This window comes from Streptomyces roseoverticillatus (assembly GCF_000719265.1).
Classification (GTDB): Bacteria; Actinomycetota; Actinomycetes; order Streptomycetales; family Streptomycetaceae; genus Streptomyces; species Streptomyces roseoverticillatus.
In genome coordinates this window covers 171,630-188,417 of record NZ_JOFL01000003.1, presented here as the reverse complement: position 1 = coordinate 188,417, position 16,788 = coordinate 171,630, and the positions used below count along the sequence as shown (strand labels likewise).

15 protein-coding genes are annotated in these 16,788 nt (G+C 75.8%); 3 read left to right on the top strand and 12 right to left on the bottom strand.

What is annotated here, in order from left to right; all coding sequences use genetic code 11:
* Nucleotides 1–48: 48 nt before the first annotated feature.
* The 3 genes from IF61_RS0104655 to IF61_RS0104645 all read right to left on the bottom strand — a co-directional run bounded on the left by IF61_RS0104655 (nt 49) and on the right by IF61_RS0104645 (nt 4,940).
* Nucleotides 49–915, bottom strand: a complete 867-nt coding sequence (locus IF61_RS0104655) for an Fpg/Nei family DNA glycosylase (RefSeq protein WP_030364936.1) — start codon at nt 913–915, stop codon at nt 49–51.
* Nucleotides 916–1,300: 385 nt separating this feature from the next.
* On the bottom strand, nt 1,301–2,458 hold the full coding sequence (locus IF61_RS0104650; protein WP_030364935.1) for an FAD-dependent monooxygenase: 1,158 nt from the start codon (nt 2,456–2,458) through the stop codon (nt 1,301–1,303).
* A gap of 88 nt (nt 2,459–2,546) precedes the next feature.
* On the bottom strand, nt 2,547–4,940 hold the full coding sequence (locus IF61_RS0104645; RefSeq protein WP_078659963.1) for an excinuclease ABC subunit UvrA: 2,394 nt from the start codon (nt 4,938–4,940) through the stop codon (nt 2,547–2,549).
* Nucleotides 4,941–5,017: 77 nt separating this feature from the next.
* Between IF61_RS0104645 and IF61_RS37405 the strand changes: the two genes are divergently transcribed.
* The gene (locus IF61_RS37405) at nt 5,018–5,740 is read left to right on the top strand and encodes a (2Fe-2S)-binding protein (RefSeq protein ID WP_030364933.1); all 723 of its coding nucleotides are present in this window, start codon (nt 5,018–5,020) and stop codon (nt 5,738–5,740) included.
* Here IF61_RS37405 and IF61_RS0104635 read toward each other — a convergent pair.
* The gene (locus IF61_RS0104635) at nt 5,671–6,369 is read right to left on the bottom strand and encodes a PAS domain-containing protein (protein WP_169748796.1); all 699 of its coding nucleotides are present in this window, start codon (nt 6,367–6,369) and stop codon (nt 5,671–5,673) included. The two genes, IF61_RS37405 and IF61_RS0104635, sit on opposite strands and share 70 nt — an antisense overlap.
* A gap of 271 nt (nt 6,370–6,640) precedes the next feature.
* Here IF61_RS0104635 and IF61_RS0104630 point away from each other — a divergent pair, with 271 nt between their 5' ends.
* Nucleotides 6,641–7,963: an NAD(P)/FAD-dependent oxidoreductase gene (locus IF61_RS0104630; protein WP_245684396.1), complete on the top strand. Its 1,323-nt coding sequence runs from the start codon at nt 6,641–6,643 to the stop codon at nt 7,961–7,963.
* Nucleotides 7,964–7,984: 21 nt separating this feature from the next.
* Here the strand turns inward: IF61_RS0104630 and IF61_RS0104625 are convergent, their stop codons facing one another.
* From IF61_RS0104625 to egtA, 6 genes are all read right to left on the bottom strand, one after another.
* Nucleotides 7,985–8,200 carry a dodecin gene (locus IF61_RS0104625; RefSeq protein WP_030364930.1) on the bottom strand — a complete coding sequence of 72 codons (216 nt, stop codon included), beginning with the start codon at nt 8,198–8,200 and terminating at the stop codon, nt 7,985–7,987.
* Between the two features lie 273 nt (nt 8,201–8,473).
* The gene (locus IF61_RS0104620; protein ID WP_245684395.1) at nt 8,474–8,959 is read right to left on the bottom strand and encodes a universal stress protein; all 486 of its coding nucleotides are present in this window, start codon (nt 8,957–8,959) and stop codon (nt 8,474–8,476) included.
* Between the two features lie 9 nt (nt 8,960–8,968).
* Nucleotides 8,969–9,961 carry an L-histidine N(alpha)-methyltransferase gene (egtD, locus tag IF61_RS0104615; protein WP_030364928.1) on the bottom strand — a complete coding sequence of 331 codons (993 nt, stop codon included), beginning with the start codon at nt 9,959–9,961 and terminating at the stop codon, nt 8,969–8,971.
* Nucleotides 9,958–10,713 (bottom strand): ergothioneine biosynthesis protein EgtC, encoded by a 756-nt coding sequence (egtC, locus tag IF61_RS0104610; protein ID WP_030364927.1) that lies wholly within the window; start codon nt 10,711–10,713, stop codon nt 9,958–9,960. Before egtC ends, egtD begins: the two co-directional genes overlap by 4 nt.
* Nucleotides 10,713–12,038, bottom strand: a complete 1,326-nt coding sequence (egtB, locus tag IF61_RS0104605) for an ergothioneine biosynthesis protein EgtB (protein WP_030364926.1) — start codon at nt 12,036–12,038, stop codon at nt 10,713–10,715. The genes egtC and egtB overlap by 1 nt, the downstream gene beginning before the upstream one ends.
* The gene (gene egtA, locus IF61_RS0104600; RefSeq protein WP_030364925.1) at nt 12,035–13,333 is read right to left on the bottom strand and encodes an ergothioneine biosynthesis glutamate--cysteine ligase EgtA; all 1,299 of its coding nucleotides are present in this window, start codon (nt 13,331–13,333) and stop codon (nt 12,035–12,037) included. Before egtA ends, egtB begins: the two co-directional genes overlap by 4 nt.
* A 96-nt stretch (nt 13,334–13,429) precedes the next feature.
* Between egtA and IF61_RS0104595 the strand changes: the two genes are divergently transcribed.
* Nucleotides 13,430–14,719, top strand: coding sequence for a cytochrome P450 (locus IF61_RS0104595; RefSeq protein WP_245684394.1), 1,290 nt, complete (start codon nt 13,430–13,432; stop codon nt 14,717–14,719).
* Between the two features lie 87 nt (nt 14,720–14,806).
* Here the strand turns inward: IF61_RS0104595 and IF61_RS0104590 are convergent, their stop codons facing one another.
* Complete coding sequence (locus tag IF61_RS0104590) at nt 14,807–15,562, bottom strand: bestrophin-like domain (protein WP_030364923.1); 756 nt, start codon at nt 15,560–15,562, stop codon at nt 14,807–14,809.
* Between the two features lie 139 nt (nt 15,563–15,701).
* Nucleotides 15,702–16,718, bottom strand: coding sequence for a hypothetical protein (locus tag IF61_RS33175; RefSeq protein WP_157848540.1), 1,017 nt, complete (start codon nt 16,716–16,718; stop codon nt 15,702–15,704).
* Nucleotides 16,719–16,788: the final 70 nt, after the last annotated feature.

Sequence of the window (16,788 nt, the reverse complement as noted above, 5' to 3'; positions counted from 1 at the left end):
GGTCCGGTTGCGTCGTGGTGTCCTCGCCGCGAGGGTTCGGCGGAACGGCTACTTCAGCAGGCGCGACAGGCGGCGGTCGGCGAGGGGCTTGCCGCCCGTCTGGCACGTGGGGCAGTACTGCAGCGAGGAGTCGCTGAAGGACACCTCGCGGATGGTGTCGCCGCACACGGGGCACGGCTGCCCGGCGCGGCCGTGCACCCGCAGCCCGCTCTTCTTCTCCGCCTTCAGCTCGGCCGCGGCGTGCCCCCGCGCCCGCTCCACCGCCTCGTGCAGCACGGTGCGCAACGCCCCGTACAGGGCGGCCGTCTCGTCCTCCGTCAGGTTCGCGGCCGGCTTGAAGGGGGACATGCGGGCCGCGTGCAGGATCTCGTCCGAGTAGGCGTTGCCGATGCCCGCGATCACGCCCTGATCGCGCAGGACGCCCTTGAGCTGCCGCCGCTCGTCGCGCAGCAGGGCGGCGAAGACGTCCAGGGTGAAGTCCGGGGAGAGGGGGTCGGGGCCCAGCCGCGCGATGCCGGGCACCTCCGCGACGTCGTGCACGCAGTAGGCGGCCAGCCGCTTCTGCGTGCCCGCCTCGGTGAGGTCGAAGCCGCCTCCCCCGGCGAGCCGCACGCGCAGCGCGAGCGGGCCCTTGCCCGGCCGCGGGGGTGCCTCCGGCAAGGTGTCCCGCCAGCGCAGCCAGCCGGCGCGGGCCAGGTGGACGACGAGGTGCGGGCCGTCGCCGCCGGTGGCGAGGTCGAGGAACTTGCCGAACCGGCGCACGCCGGTCACCTCCCTGCCCTCCAGGGCCGTGAGCGGCGGGTCGTAGGTCTTGAGGACGCTCACGGCCACGGGCAGCACGCGCTCGACCGTACGGCCGGCGAGGTGCCCGCTGAGGAACCCTGCGAGGGCCTCGACCTCCGGCAGCTCGGGCATGGCTCCAGTCTGCCGCAGCGACCGGCTCCGGCAAGCGGGACGCGTGGCGCAAGGGTGTGCCACGCTACGAGCGGCCGGGCCGCCGCGGCGAGCCGGAGGACGGGACCGGCACGGCCGGCGCGTCCCGGCCCGATGGCCCCGGCGGGCCGGGACGGCACCACTTACCCCCCGCGGCGGCGATCAGCCGTGGCGGCGCAATCCGGAGCCGCCTCGGCCGTCAACCGGCGACGGCGCACGGGGCGCGGTCAGCCGGCGGAACCGGCCGAACGCGGCCGGCGGGACGGACGTGGCCTGTGCGCGGCGTAATTCTTCCGCCGCGGTGGCGATCGGCCACTACGGCGCGTTCCGGCGGTGCCGGAGCCGCCTCGGCCGTCACGGGGCGCGGTCAGCTGACGCGTGCGTCCCACTCGACGCGGTACGACGTCAGCCAGTCGTCGGCGCCGTCGGACGTCGCGGGGGTCCGCGGCTGTTCCGGCGGGGCCGCGACGCGCCCCGCCATCGCGGCGCTGAGCGCCACCACCCGCTCCACCCGCTCGCGCCGCAGCCGCTCGTACGCGGCGAAGGCCTCCGCCGGGCCGGGCAGGTCGCGCAGGCAGCGCGCGAGGACGACGCCGTCCTCGATGGCCATCGACGCGCCCTGCGCGGCGTTGGGCGCGGTGGCGTGCACGGCGTCGCCCACGAGGACGGTGCGGTCGCTGTGCCAGACGGGGAGCGTGGGAATGTCGTAGGCGTTCACGCCGACGACCGCGTCGCCGGTGGCGGCGACGAGCTCGGTCACGGGCGTGTGGTCGCCGGCGAAGGCCGCGAGGACGCGCTCCCGCCAGCCGGCGGGGCTGATCGCGGCGAGCGCCGGCCGGGGCTGCTCGGGCGCGGGAATGTTGGCGAACCAGTACGTGGAGCCGTCGGGCGCGCTCGTGCAGCCGAAGAAGGCGCGCTGCCCGTAGACCATCCGGTACGTGCGGTCCGGGACGGCGTGGCCGGCGTCCCGGGTGCGGCCGCAGACCGTGAGCTGGCCGGTGTGGCGGGGCGGGGGCGCCGCGGGGTCGAGGAGGGTGCGGGTGCGGGAGTGGATGCCGTCGGCGCCGATGAGGACGTCGCCCTCGGCGCGGGTGCCGTCCGCGAAGTACGCCACGACGCCGTCCGGACCGGTCGTGGCGTCCACGAGCCGCTTGCCGTACGCGACGCGGACGCCCCGGCGGACGGCCTCGTCGCGCAGCGCCCGGTAGAGGGCCGCGCGCTGCAGGGTGCGCGGGCTCAGGCCGTCGTCGCCCGCGCCGGTGAGGGGCCGCGCGCCGAGCCGCGCGCCGGTGGGGCCGAGGAACTCCACGGTGTCCGCGGCGAAGGAGCAGGCGAGGACGGGCTCGTCGGCGCCGACGGCGCGCAGCGCGGCCAGGCCGTTGGCGAAGAGGACGAGGAACGCCCCGAGGTGGTCGGCGCCGGTCGGATGCGCCTCGTGGACGGTCGCTTCGATGCCGGCGCGCCGCAGCGCCATCGCGGTGACGGGTCCGGCGATGCCGCCGCCGATGACCAGGGCGTGGGTCATGCTCCGAGCGTAATGGGGGAGGGGGGCGGTGCGTCCAGAGCGCGTGGGCGCTGCGCTGCGGCTCCGGATTCCGGCGCGCGGCGCGTAGTCAGCTGCCGCCCCCGGCCAGCGCCTCCGCCAGATAGCGTGCCGTCACGCTCCCCGCGGCCCCCGCCACTTCCCGTGGCGTTCCGGCCGCCACCACACGGCCGCCCGCGGCGCCGCCGCCGGGGCCGAGGTCGAGGACGTGGTCCGCGCCCGCGGCGACCGTCATGTCGTGCTCCACCACGACGACCGTGTTGCCGGCGTCGACCAGGCCGTGCAGCTGGCGCATGAGCAGCTCGGTGTCGGCCGGGTGCAGGCCGGTGGTGGGCTCGTCCAGGACGTAGAGGGTGTGGCCGCGGTGGGTGCGCTGGAGCTCCGTGGCGAGTTTGATGCGCTGCGCCTCGCCGCCGGAGAGCTCGGTGGCGGGCTGGCCCAGGCGCAGGTAGCCGAGGCCGACGTCCTGGAGGGTGCGCAGGCCGCGGCGCGCGGCGGGTACGCCGGCGAGGAAGTCCGCGGCGGCGTCGACGGTCATGCCGAGGACTTCGGCGATGTTCGCGCCCCGGTAGGTAATCTCCAGCGTCTCCGGGTTGTAGCGCGCTCCTGCGCACGCGTCGCACGGGGCGTACGAGCCGGGCAGGAAGAGCAGTTCGACGGCGATGAAGCCCTCGCCCTGGCAGGCCTCGCAGCGGCCGGCGGCGACGTTGAAGGAGAACCGGCCCGCGGTGTAGCCGCGCTCGCGGGCGCCGTCCGTGGCGGCGAAGACCTTGCGCACGGCGTCGAAGAGACCGGTGTACGTGGCGAGGTTGGAGCGCGGCGTGCGCCCGATCGGCTTCTGGTCGACGCGCACCAGGCGGTCGACGGCGGCCAGGCCCTCGGCCGCGAACTCCGGCCCGCGGCCCTCCAGGCGGGCGGCGACGGCGTCGGCCAGGACCTGCCCGACGAGCGTGGACTTGCCGGAGCCGGACACGCCGGTGACCGCGGTGAACACGCCGAGCGGGAACTCGGCGTCGAGGCCGCGCAGATTGTGCCGGGTGACGCCGCGCAGCCGCACCGCGCCGGAGGGCTCGCGGGGCGTGCGCGGCGCCGGGCTCTCCTCGGCGAAGACGAAGCGGCGGGTCGCGGATTCCCCGACGTCCGCGAGGCCCTCGACCGGGCCGCTGTAGAGGATCTGCCCGCCGTGCTCCCCGGCACCCGGGCCGACCTCGACGATCCAGTCGGCCCGGCGTACGACGTCCATGTGGTGCTCGACGAGGAAGAGGGAGTTGCCCGCGGCCTTGAGCCGGTCGAGGACGGTCAGGAGCGCGGCGCTGTCGGCGGGGTGCAGGCCGGCCGAGGGCTCGTCCAGGACGTACACGACGCCGAAGAGGCCCGACCGCAGCTGGGTCGCGAGCCGCAGCCGCTGCAGCTCGCCCGCGGACAGGGTGGGGGTGGGCCGGTCCATGGCGAGGTAGCCGAGGCCGAGCTCCGTGAGGACCTCGATGCGGGCGACGAGGTCCCCGGCGAGGGTGGCCGCGGCGCCGTCGCCGTCGAGGGCGGGCCGGAGCGTCTCCGCGAGGGCGGACAGCGGCAGGGCGGCGAGCGCGGCGATGTCCTGCCCCGCGAAGGTGACGGCGAGCGCCTCCGGGCGCAGCCGCCTGCCGTGGCAGGCCGGGCACGCGGCGCTGACCAGGTGCCGCTCGGCGCGGGCGCGCAGCGAGGCGCTCTTGGAGTCGGCGACGGTGTGCAGGACGTAGCGGCGGGCGCTCATGTACGTGCCCTGGTAGGGGCGTTGGATGCGCTCGGCGTCGCGGACGGGGTGGACGGTGACGACCGGCTGTTCGTCGGTGAAGAGGATCCAGTCGCGGTCGGCCTGCGGGAGCTCGTGCCAGGGCCGGTCGACGTCGTGGCCGAGGGCGTCGAGGATGTCCCGGAGATTCTTGCCCTGCCAGGCGCCGGGCCAGGCGGCGATCGCGCCCTCGCGGATGGACAGCGAGGGGTCGGGGACGAGGGAATCCTCGGTGACCCGGTGCACCAGGCCGAGGCCGTGGCACTCCGGGCAGGCGCCGGCGGCGGTGTTCGGCGAGAACGCGTCGGAATCGAGGCGCGCGGCGCCCTCGGGGTAGTCGCCCGCGCGGGAGAACAGCATGCGCAGGGAGTTCGACAGCGTGGTGACCGTGCCGACGGAGGAGCGCGAGGTGGGCGCGGAGCGGCGCTGCTCCAGGGCCACGGCCGGCGGCAGCCCGGTGATCTCCTCGACCCTGGGTGCGCCCACCTGGTGGATCAGCCGGCGCGCGTACGGGGCCACGGATTCGAAGTAGCGGCGCTGGGCCTCGGCGTAGACGGTGCCGAAGGCGAGGCTGCTCTTGCCGGAACCGGAGACCCCGGCGAAGACGACGAGCGCGTCGCGGGGGATGTCGACGTCGACGGACTTGAGGTTGTGCTCGCGGGCACCGCGCACCCGGACGTAGGGGTCGTGCATGAGGAACTCCGGGGGCGCGCCGGCAGGGATCGGTGCCGAGTTTATGTCCCCGCCCGGCGGAATGGGATCATCGCCTCATGCGCCTGACCGAACTCGCATCCGTGGGACCCTTCTTCGCCCTGCGGACCGGCGAGGCGCCCGCCGGCGCCGCGGAGTACGGGCCGCTGCTCGACGAGCGGACCGTGCGGGCCCGGGTGGAGACCGTCGCGGAGCGGCTGGGCACGGAGGACCGGCGCGTGGCCGCGTCCGTCGCCTATCAGGGCATCGCGGGGCGGCTCCTGTCGGTCGCCCTGGGCTCGGCGGTCCTCACCGGCGAGGTCCCCGACCTCGCCGGTGACCGGCTGTTCTGGCACCCGGCCCGCACCGCGCCGGACGACCTGTGGCTGCCCGGGCCCGTTGCCCTGCCGCACCCCGCGGACGGCGGGCTCGCGGACCTGATCCGCGAGCACGTCCTGCACGGCCCCCTGGCCGGCCTGCACCGCACCACGCGCACGGTCGTCGCGATCTCCGGCCGCCTGCTGTGGGGCAACGCCGCGTCCTCGCTCGCCGGCTCCCTGCGCGTGCTGCACACCTGGTGCCGCGACCAGGGCCGGCCGGAGGACGCGGCCCGCGCGACCGCACTCGCCCGCGCCGTCCTCGGCGACCCGCTCCTGCGTGGCACCGGCACCCTCACGGCGGGCGGCCCGCCGCACGCCGCGCCGTCCTTCGTCCGCGGCACCTGCTGCCTCTACTACCGCGTGCTGCCGGGCGGGATGTGCGGCGACTGCGTGCTGCGGCACGCGCCGCCCCGCGTGCGCTGAGGGAACGGGGCGGGCGGCCACTCGCGCGTCGAGAGCACCCCGAGGACGTACGCCTTCGCCACCAGCGCCGTGCGGTTGGGCACCCGCCAGCGCCGGGTGAGCCGGGTCAGGTGGTAGTTGACCCCGTCCACGGTCAGCCCGACCGCCTTGCCGATGGCGGCCGTCGTCGCCCCCGCGGCGGCCAGGGCCAGGATGTGCCCCTCCACCACGCTGACCTCGGCCACCGGCTCCGCCGGCCGGGGGACCGTCTCGGCGGCGGCCCGCACCCGCAGCACCGCGAGCAGCATCGGGCTCGGCGGGAAGCCGTCGCCGACCGGGTCCACGAGCAGCTCGCCCTCCCGCTCGACGCCGCCCGCGCCCGCCAGCCAGCGCACCTCGATCGGGTGACGCGGGCGGCGGCCGAGGCGCAGCGCCTCGATGTGCCGGTCGAGCCGGCCCGGCAGCCGGGGCCGGAACAGCTCGTGCAGGTTCCGGCCGCGCAGCCGGCCCGGGGACGTGCCCCACTCGGCGGCCATGGCCGGGTTCGCGACCGTGACCTCGCCGTCCGGCCGGCAGACCGCGATCGGCGTCGGGATGCGGTCGAGGAGCAGCAGGAAATGATTGCGCCAACTGATGTATTCGTCGCTCACCACGGTATGCCCGGCCCCTCGCTCGTCCCGTGCCCGTCCAAGGGCCTGTCCAGTGCTTGCCCGGCGGGCCGCGCCCGGGAGCGTCGGGCCGCGAACCACTGCACAATCGTGCAGTTCCGTATACGACCGGAATAAGCGACTTGCTGCCGGGCCGGTCACTGCGTCCGGAGGCCCCGGCATCCGGCCGGTCCCGTTTGGACCGCTGCCCGGCGGACACCCGGAGAACGCGGACCACCGGAGAACCCACGCAACCGGAACCCAGGAGGCGGTCGTGAACAGCCGACCCCGGATCGTGATCGTCGGAGCCGGATTCGCCGGCTACCAGGCCGCCCGCGAGCTGTCCCGCAGGGCGCGCGGCGCCGCCGAGATCGTGCTCGTCAACCCGCACGACCACTTCCTCTACCTGCCCCTCCTCCCCGAGGTCGCGGCGGGCCTCCTCGAACCGCGCAGGGTGACGGTGTCCCTGACCGGGACGCTGCCGCGCGTGCGGCTGGTCCTCGGGCAGGTGGACACGGTCGACCTCGACGGGCGGCGCGTCGGGTACACCGGCCCCGAGGGCGACCGCGGGTCCCTGCGCTACGACCGGCTCCTGCTGACCGTGGGCAGCGTCAACAAGCTGCTGCCCGTGCCCGGCGTCGCCGAGCGCGCCCATGGCTTCCGCGGCCTGCCCGAGGCCCTCTACCTGCGCGACCACGTCGTGCGCCAGACCGAGCTGGCCGCCTCCGCGGCCTCCGCGGACGAGTGTGCCGCCCGGCTGACCTTCGTGGTCGCCGGCGCGGGCTACACCGGCACCGAAGTGGCCGCGCACGGCGTGCTCTTCACGGATTCCCTCGTGCGCCGCAACAGCGTTCTGCGCGCGGCGGGCGCCCGCCCCCGCTGGCTCCTGCTCGACCTGGCCCCGCGCCTCCTCCCCGGCCTGGACGAGCGCCTGTCGCGCACCGCGGACCGCGTGCTCCGCCGCCGCGGCGTGGAGATCCGTACGCGCACGTCCGTCAAAGAGGCCACGCGCGAGGGCGTGCACCTGGACGACGGCGAGTTCGTCCCCACGCGCTCCCTCGTCTGGTGCGTGGGCGTCCGCCCGGACCCGCTGGTCGCCGGCCTCGGCCTGCCCACGGAGCAGGGGCGGCTGTGCGTGGACGAGTACCTGGCCGTGCCCGGCCGGCCGGAGGTCCTCGCCTGCGGCGACGCCGCGGCCGTGCCCGACCTCACGCGGCCCGGCGAGCACACCCCCATGACCGCCCAGCACGCCCAGCGGCAGGGCCGGACCGCCGGCCGCAACATCGCCGCCTCCTTCGGGTGCGGCGAGCGCCGCCCGTACCGCCACCGCGACCTGGGCTTCACCGTCGACCTCGGCGGCGTCCAGGCCGCGGCCGACCCGCTGCACGTCCCGCTGTCCGGACCCGTGGCCAGTGCCGTCACCCGCGGCTACCACCTGGCGGCCATGCCCGGCAACCGCGTGCGCGTGGCCGCCGACTGGCTCCTGGACGCGGTCCTGCCCCGCCAGGGCGTCCAGCTGGGGCTCGTCCGCGCCGGATCCGTCCCCCTGGACACGGAGAGCCCCGAGGTGGCCCGCACGCCCGGGTGGGAGGCGTAGGGCCCGTCAGCCGCCGTCCGGTCAGTCGCCGTCGTCCAGGCGGAAACCGACCTTCAGGCCCACCTGGTAGTGCCCGATCGCGCCGTCCACCAAATGGCCCCTGATCTGCGTGACCTCGAACCAGTCGAGGTTGCGCAGGGTCTGGGAGGCGCGGGCGAGTCCGTTGCGGACGGCCTGGTCGACGCCGTCCGGGGAGGAGCCGACGATCTCGGTCACGCGGTAGGTGTGGTGCGTCATGGGCGCTGCTCCAGGTGCGGGTGGAAGCGGTGCGGTCACCACCGAAGCGGTGCGGTCACCACCACCGTGGCGCACCCCGCGCCCGTGCGCGAGGCGAGCGCGTACGCCCGGCTCACCGCAGCCTGACCACCGTGCGCTCCGCGAGGACGCCGGGCGCGGACCCGGACGCGGGCGGCGCGGACGGGCCCGCCGTGCGGACCGCCAGGAGCTTCCCGGACTCGCCGAGGACGGGGAGGCCCCGGGAACGACGTCCCGGGACACCCCCGCCGTCCGCTACGGCACCACGGTCACGGGCCAGCGGCCCGCCTTCACCAGGCGCACCGCGACCGAGCCGACGATGCGGTGGCCGGCGTGCTTCGAGGCGCCGACGACCACCGCGTCCGCCTTGAGGTCGTCGGCGGCCTGGACCAGGCCCTGGTAGGGGTCGCCGCGGAAGGTGTGGAACTCCCAGCGGACCCCCGGCCCGCCGCGCAGCCGTTCCGCCGCGTCGCGGATCTCGGCGAGGAGCTCCTCGGCGACCTCCTCCGTCACTTCCGCCACCGGCGCGCCGAGCGCCGCGCCGCCCGTCAGCAGCGGCTGCACGTAGACGACGGCGAGCAGCGCGTGCTGACGGCGGGCCAGGCCGGCGGCGTAGGCGGCGGCACGCCAGGACGTGTCGGAGCCGTCGACGCCGGCGACGATCACCTTCGGCCCGTCCGTTCCGCGTTCGAAGCCGGCCGGCAGGCCTCTGTTCTGCGGTTCGTTCACCTCATCCTTCACACGGCGAGGCTAACCGGCGCGCCCCGGCACCGGCACGGGCACCGACAGCGACAGCGCGAACCGCCCTTCCTCGTCCGTCCACCAGTGCGTGGTCTCCAGCCCGGCCGCCGCCAGCTCGGCCCGTACCCCCGGCTCGCGGAACTTGGCGGAGATCTCCGTGCGCAGTTCCTCTCTCGCGGCGAAGTGGACGGCCAGGTCGAGCGCGGGGATCTTCGCTACGAGGGCGCCGCGGGCCCGCAGCCGCATCTCGATCCACTCCTCCCGCGCGTCCCACAGGGCGACGTGGTCGAAGTCGTCCGGGTCGAAGTCGGCCTCCAGCTCGCGGTTGATGACGGTGAGGACGTTCTTGTTGAAGGCGGCGGTCACGCCCGCCGCGTCGTCGTAGGCCCGTACCAGCGTCCCCTCGTCCTTGACCAGGTCCGTGCCCAGGAGCAGGGCGTCGCCGGGGGCCAGTCCGGCGCGGACGGCGGCGAAGAAGGCGGATCGTTCCTTCGGACGGAGGTTGCCGATGGTGCCGCCGAGGAAGGCGAGCAGACGGGGCGCGGGGGTGGCGGGCAGGTGCAGGCCGTACTGGAAGTCGGCGACGAGGGCGTGCACCGTGAGCCCCGGGTGGTCGGCCAGCAGGCCCTCGGCCGCGCCGGTCAGGGCGCTCTCGCTGACGTCGACGGGCACGTAGTGGCCGAGGGAGTTGCGGGCGGCCAGGGCGCTGAGGAGATGGCGGGTCTTGTCGGAGGAGCCCGAGCCGAGCTCCACGAGGGTACGGGCTCCGGTGGCCGCGGCGATCTCGTCCGCGCGGGCGATGATGATCTCGCGCTCGGCGCGCGTCGGGTAGTACTCGGGCAGCCGCGTGATCTCGTCGAACAGCTCGCTGCCGCGCGCGTCGTAGAACCACTTCGGCGGGAGCTCCTTGGGGGTGCGGGTCAGGCCCGTGGCGACGTCGGCGCGCAGGGCGGCCGCGGTCGCGTCGGCGGGGAGGGTGCGGGTCAGGGCGAACGGGCTCACGGGCAGGGCTCCTTGAGCGGTGTCAGGGTGACGGCGGTGCGGGTCGCGGTGAGCAGGGTGCGGTCGGGGACTGAAGTCCAGCGGGGGTCGTCGTCGTAGGGCTCGGAGGCGACCGCGGTGCGGCCGGCCGGGTCCGCCAGGTACCAGAGCGTGTCGCCCCAGGTGGTGGCGGCGATCGAGGTGCCGTCCGTGAGCAGCAGGTTCAGCCGCGAGCCGGGCGCGGCTTCGGCGAGCTCGGCGACCGTGTCGGCCAGGGCGCCGCCGGGCGCGTCGCCGCCGCGCAGCCGGTGCTCGACGAGCGCCCACACGAAAGCGGCGTCGCAGCGCGCCGCGAGCCGCAGCAGCACCTCGGCGGGCAGCAGGGCGGCCAGTGGCGCGGCGCTGCCCGGCCAGCCGGAGACCGCGCCGTTGTGGCTGAACAGCCAGGGCCCGGCGGCGAACGGCGCGGCGGCGGCCTCGCCGTCCGCACCCGCGCCGGTGGCGTCCCGTACGGCCGCGAGGAGGGCGCGGGTGCGGACGACGCGGGCGAGGTCGGCGAACGACAGGTCGGCCCAGATGGGCCCGGCGCGCCGGTAGCGCGCGGGGACCGGGTCGCCGTCCGCGTACCAGCCGACGCCGAAGCCGTCCGCGTTGACCGTGCCGTGGCGCTGCATGCGCGGCGCCCAGGACTGGCGCACGACGGAGTGCGGCGGGTCCGCGACGCTCGCGCCGATCGGCTCCGCGGGCCCCAGGACCGCGATATGACGGCACATCAGGCGGGCTCGGCGTCGCGCGCGGTGCGGAAACCGGCGAAGATCTGCCGGCGGACCGGGAGGTCCCAGTTGCGGAACGTGCCCCGGCAGGCGACCGGGTCGACGGCGAAGGACCCCCCGCGCAGCACCTTGTGGGCGCTGCCGAAGAAGACCTCCGAGTACTCCCGGTAGGGAAAGGCCCGGAACCCCGGGTAGGGCAGGAAGTCGCTGGACGTCCACTCCCACACGTCGCCGATCAGCTGCCGTACGCCCAGCGGCGAGGCACCCTCCGGATACGCCCCCACCGGCGCCGGCCGCAGGTGCCGCTGGCCGAGGTTGGCGTGCTCGGGCGCCGGGTCGGCGTCGCCCCACGGATAGCGCAGGGATCTGCCCGAGGCGGGGTCGTGCCGGGCGGCCTTCTCCCACTCGGCCTCGGTGGGCAGCCGCCGCCCCGCCCACGCGGCGTACGCCGCGGCCTCGTACCAGCTGACGTGCAGGACCGGCTCGCCGGGCGGCACGGGCTCGACGGCGCCGAAGCGCCGCCGCAGCCAGCGCGAGCCCGAGCGCCGCCAGAACAGCGGGGCCGCCAGCTTGTGCGCCCGGACCTGCCGCCACCCCTCCGGGTGCCACCAGCGGGCGTCGCCGTAGCCGCCGTCTTCGACGAAGCGCAGGTAAGCGCCGTTGCTCACCGGCAGCGTGTCGATGAAGAACGACGGCACGAAGCGGTGGTGGGCGGGCCGCTCGTTGTCCAGCGCCCACGGCTCCGTCGACGTGCCCATCGTGAACGGGCCGCCCTCGACGAGCACTTCGGACGGCAGGAGCCCGGCGTCCGGCGCGGCGGGCGGCGGCTCGGGGGCGCCGAGCGCCGCCGCCCCCCGCCGCAGCTGATGGGTGATCAGCATGGTCTCGTCGTGCTGCTGCTCGTGCTGGGCGATCATGCCGAACGCGAAGCCGGACTCGACCAGCGGACGGCCCTCGAACGGGACGGCGTCCAGCACGTCCAGCACCCGGCCGCGGACGTCCGCGGCGTAGGCGCGGGCCTCGGCGGGCCGCAGCAGCGGCAGCGCCGGCCGCGCGGCTCTCGGGTGCTGGAACGCGTCGTACAGCGGGTCGAGCTCCGGGCGCAGCGCCTCGTGCCCGCCCACGGCGCGCAGCAGCCACTGCTCCTCCTGGTTGCCGATGTGCGCCAGGTCCCACACGAGCGGCGACATCAGGGGCGAGTGCTGCGCGGTCAGATCGTGGTCGTCGACGCAGCCGGTGAGGAGCCGGGTGCGCGCACGAGCGCGGAGCAGGGCGTCCGTGGCGCGCCGGCGGAGGACGCCGGGATCCGTGCCGGGGGCGGTCATGCGGTGCTCTCCTTGCTCTCCCGGACCGGCTCGCCGGCGAGCCGGTCCAGGAGGTCGTCGGCGGGACATCGGCCGCGGTCGACGTAGCGCCCGGTGAAGGCGTCGACGGCCGCCAGCACGCGGGACGTGGCGCCGAGCCTGGGCAGGGCCTCGCGGGCGGCGGCGAAGCAGACGACGGCGGCGGCGTGCAGCTCGGGGTCGGCGAGCCCGGCGCGCGAGGCGGTGCGCCAGAGCGCGTTGCGCGGGGCGGGCTCCCGGCCCGCCGTATCGGCCAGGGCCTTGACGGCCCGGTAGGACGTCTCGGCGGCCACGGGATCGTCGAAGAGCGCGGCCGTGACGGCCAGCGGCACCACCCAGCCGTCCTCGCCCGGCTGGGCGTCGATCATGCGCAGCTCCAGGTGCCCCCGCGGCCGCACCGGGGGGAAGAGCGTGGTCAGGTGGTACGCCACGTCCTCCGCGGTGGCCGGCCGGGGCCGCGCCGAACGGGTCCAGCCGCGCAGGTCCAGCCCCCAGGGCGGCTCCCACGGGCCCTCCCCGGACCGTACGCACATGATCCGCGCGTCCAGGGCGTACGCGGCCCACGCCGCCCGCGGGTCGAGGTCCTCGTCCGGGGCCACCGTGCGGCTCGGGTCCATCCGCTCGTAGCAGGCCTGCCGGGTGGAGCGCCAGCCGGTGGGACGGCCCCCGTCCAGCGGGGAGTTGGCGAACGCGGCGACGAGGACGGCGCCCAGCAGGTGGGCCAGCCGCCAGCGCCGCCCGAAGCCGAGCGGCCCGGGCTCCTCGTGCCCGGCGTCGACGCACACCTGCACCGAGGCGGTCTTCGTCATCACGGTGCGGCCGGCGCCGCCCCAGTGGTCGTGGAAGTCCTCCATCGCCCGGTAGCGGGGCGTGGTCAGGACGCGGCGCGGGGGATGCCAGGGATCCTTGCCGTAACCGGCGAGGGAGAGGCCGAGGGAGCGGAGCGCCGGGCGGGCCGCGGCCAGATCGGCGGAGACCTCTTCCACACAGGCGGTGAGGGACTCCGCGGGCCGGGAGCTGAACTCCAGCTGGCCACCGGGCTCGATCGTGATCAGAGAGCGGAACGGGAGGGCCCGCAGCCGGTCGGCGGCGGCTGCCAGGCGGCGGGGGGAGACGGGCCGGGAGGGATCCTGCAGGTCGTGGACGAGCCATTCCAGTTCGACACCGAGGAAGCGCGGCGGGCCCGTCTTGAAACAGATCCCGTGGATCAGGGCCTCCGCCTCGGCCTCGTCGACGACGCGGGGCGGGCCCGCTGTGCCGGACTTGATGTCGGTCACTGTCCGTACCTCCGTCCGTTGTGCCGGCCGATGGTCACCCCACACATTGTGGCGAGCCCTTGACCCGCCCGCCAGAGGAGGGTCTACCGTCCCCGCGTGACCGTAGAACAGGTGACCGCCGACGTCTTCCTGCCCGCCACCTACGCCCGCGGCGTGCCGTACGCGCGCTTCCGGGAGCTGCGGGACGAGAGCCCCGTGTGCCGCATCGGCGAACCGGCCGTCGGCCCCTGGCCGCCGGGCCCCGGCTTCTGGGCGGTCTTCCGGCACGCCGACGTCAAACACGTCCTGCGCAGCCCGGAGACCTTCTCCTCGCACCTGGGCGCCACCCAGCTGCGCGACCCCGACACCGAGGCCGACCTGCACTTCGTACGGGCCACCATGCTCAACCAGGACCCGCCCGGCCACAGCAGATTGCGCCGGATCGTCGCCGCGTCGCTCACGCCGCGCGCCGTGCGCGAACTGGAAGCCGTGATCGGCTCACGCGCCCGCGCGCTGGTCGACGGCGTCGCCGCCCGCGGCGAGGCCGACCTCGTGGCGCTCACCGCCGACCTGCCCGTGCGGACCCTCGCCCACATCCTGGGCGTGCCGGAGGAAGACGGCGCGCTGATCTACGACTGGGCGAACCGGATCATCGGCTACCAGGACACGGACTACGCACGGTCGGACACCGCCGCCCCGGACGGGCTCACACCCATGGGCCGCGAGGCCCTCGCCCGCCGCCCCGCCCCGCGCACCCGGCCCGACGGGTACCCGGTCAACCCGCGCTCGCGCGAGGCGCTGGCCGACATGTTCCACTACGCCCACGCCCTGGCCGAGCGGCCCGCGCCCGGCAGCGTGATGGCCGTGATGCGCGAAGGGGGCCTGACGCGGGACGAGTTCGAGATGATGTTCTTCCTCTTCGCGGTCGCGGGGAGCGAGGCCCCGCGGAACGCCCTGCCCGGGGGGATGCTCGCGCTCCTCGACCACCCCGGCCAGTTCGCGCTCCTGCGCTCCCGGCCGGAGCTGATCCCCCCGGCCGTGGAGGAGATGCTGCGCTACTGGTCGCCGGTCGTGCACTTCCGGCGCACCGCCGCCCGCGACACCGAGCTCGGCGGGCAGCGCGTCCGGCGCGGCGAGAAGGTCGTGGTCTTCCACCCGTCCGCCAACCGCGACGAGCGCGTCTTCCCCGACCCGGACCGCTTCGACATCACCCGCAGCCCCAACGACCATGTCAGTTTCGGCTTCGGCCCGCACTTCTGCCTGGGAGCCCACCTCGCCCGCGCGCAGATGCGCGCCCTGCTGCGGGCGGTCCTCGACCGGCTGCCCGGCCTGGAGCGGGCGGGCGAGGCGGTGCGGCTCACGTCGAACTTCCAGAACGGCCTCAAACACCTGCCCGTCAGGTGGTGAGCACGCGCCATCGAGCCGCTCGGGCCGTGGAGTTGCTCGGGCTGAGGAGCCGCTCGGGATGTGGAGTTGCTACGGCCGTAGGTGCGCTCAGGCGGCGAACAAATCCGTGAACGGGCTCGTCGCATCGGCGATCTCGTGGCCGAACGGCGCGTTGAAGTCCCAGATGAGGAAGAGCAGGAAGGCGATCAGGGCGCTGTAGAGACCCGCCAGGAGCAGCTCGCGCGGCGAGCGCCGGATCTGCAGCGTGAAGATCAGCCCCACGGCCACCAGCGCGCCCGCGACCAGCCCGAACCACACCACGCCCGGCATCGTGTCGCCCGCGTTCTGCGCCCGGGTGTTGCGCGCGGTGTCCGCGGCGCCGACCTGGTCCAGCAGCGGCTGGTAGGACTGGCCCTCGTGGTCGTTGCGCGGCTCGTACGAGGTGAGGTCCTCGCGCACCTTGTCCAGCAGCATCGCCCCGCGGTCGGTGAGCTCGCCGCGCTTGAGCATGACGGGCCACTCCTTGTGCACCACGTACGTCACGTAGGTGTTGACGTCCTCGCGGGTGCGGTCCCGCGCCGCGGGGGCGTACGCCTGCACCCGCTCGCTGACCTCGTGCAGCGCCTGGGCCTCGGCGCGGACCACGTCCTGGGCGCTGTTGCGGGCCTCCCAGACACCGGCGATGGCCAGGCCCAGCACGATGGCGTAGACGACGCCGACCATCATCGTCATGTACTCGATGACGTCGGGCGTCTCGCTCGGGTCGTCGTCCTCGCTGAGCCTGCGCTCCCTGAGCACGGTGATGGTCAGCACGACCGCGCATGCCGCGGCCATGGCGAGAACCAGGACCAGCCACTCGGACAAGGGGAACCTCCGGAGACGAGAGTGCGGGTACGGGCTGGTGCGGGTACGGCTGAGGTGCGCGAAGGGCGCCGGCGGCCGGGCGGTGCGGAGGACCGCGCGGCCACCGGTTCGGACGGACGCCGGGCGGGGCGTGCGGGCGTCAGCCGCGGCGCCCGCTGCCGCCTCCCCGCGGCCGCAGCATGGCGGCGGCGAGCACGGCCGGGGCGGTCAGCAGCAGGGTGAGCGTGACCAGCGACGCGCCGCCCGGGGGCGGTGGCGCGGCGGACTGGTGATAGGCGCGCGGGACGATGTGCGGGGGCGCCGGCGGCGTGGGCTCAGGTGCGGGGGGCGGCTCGCGGCGCGGCGCCGCCACGACGGCCCGCGGCGCGATGACCGCCACGGGCGCTGCCGGCGCGTGGTGCACCCGGGGCGCAGGGGGCGGCGGTGCGGGCCGGGACGGCGGTGGCGGTACGGGCCGGGGTGCGGGTGGCTGCGGAGGAGCCGGCGGGTCCGGGGGCGGGGTCTGGTGGCAGCCGATGACGAGCGTCGCGGAGGCTGCCGCGTCACCTGCGGTGAGGGTGAGGCAGCCGGGCCTGTTCACGATCAGCGCGGCGGCGGTGTCGTCGCCGGGATCTCCGGGATCGCCGGCCACCACGCGGAGCCGGCCGGGACCGTACTCGACGAGGGCGGAGCCGGGGCGGTGGCGGGACTCGGGCGGCGGCGGACTGCCGGCCGGGCGTTCTTGGCCGGCCCCGGCCAGGCGCCGCTGACCACCGCCGGCGTGGCGCTGTTTGCCGGCGTGGCGCGGTCCGTCGTCCCGGTGCTGCCTGCCTGCCGTGCGCTGCCCGTCCGTCCAGTGCTGCTCATCAATGCGGTGGTGGCCGCCGTCGGCCGGGCGCTGTCGGCCGGCCGAGCGCCGCCCGTCCTCCCGGCGTTGCCCATCGGCGTGGCGCTGTCCGCCGGCCTGTACGGCCCGGCGGGCAGCCGGCGCGACGCTGTGCGTCCGCTCGACGGCTCCCGCCGGCGGTCCGCCGGGCCGGACGGTGCGGCCCCGTACCTGCCCGGCACCGGGGTCCTCCCCCGGAACGGGCCCGGCTCCCGCCGCTGCGCCCGCCGTCGCCAGTACGGCCGCGAAGGCCACGATCCCCGCACGCCCTGCGCGCACCCATCCGCTCACGAGGAGAGATCCTGCCGGTTGTCCAGCCCTCAACTGCCCGGCGACGGGGGCAATCCCACCGAAGGGATGA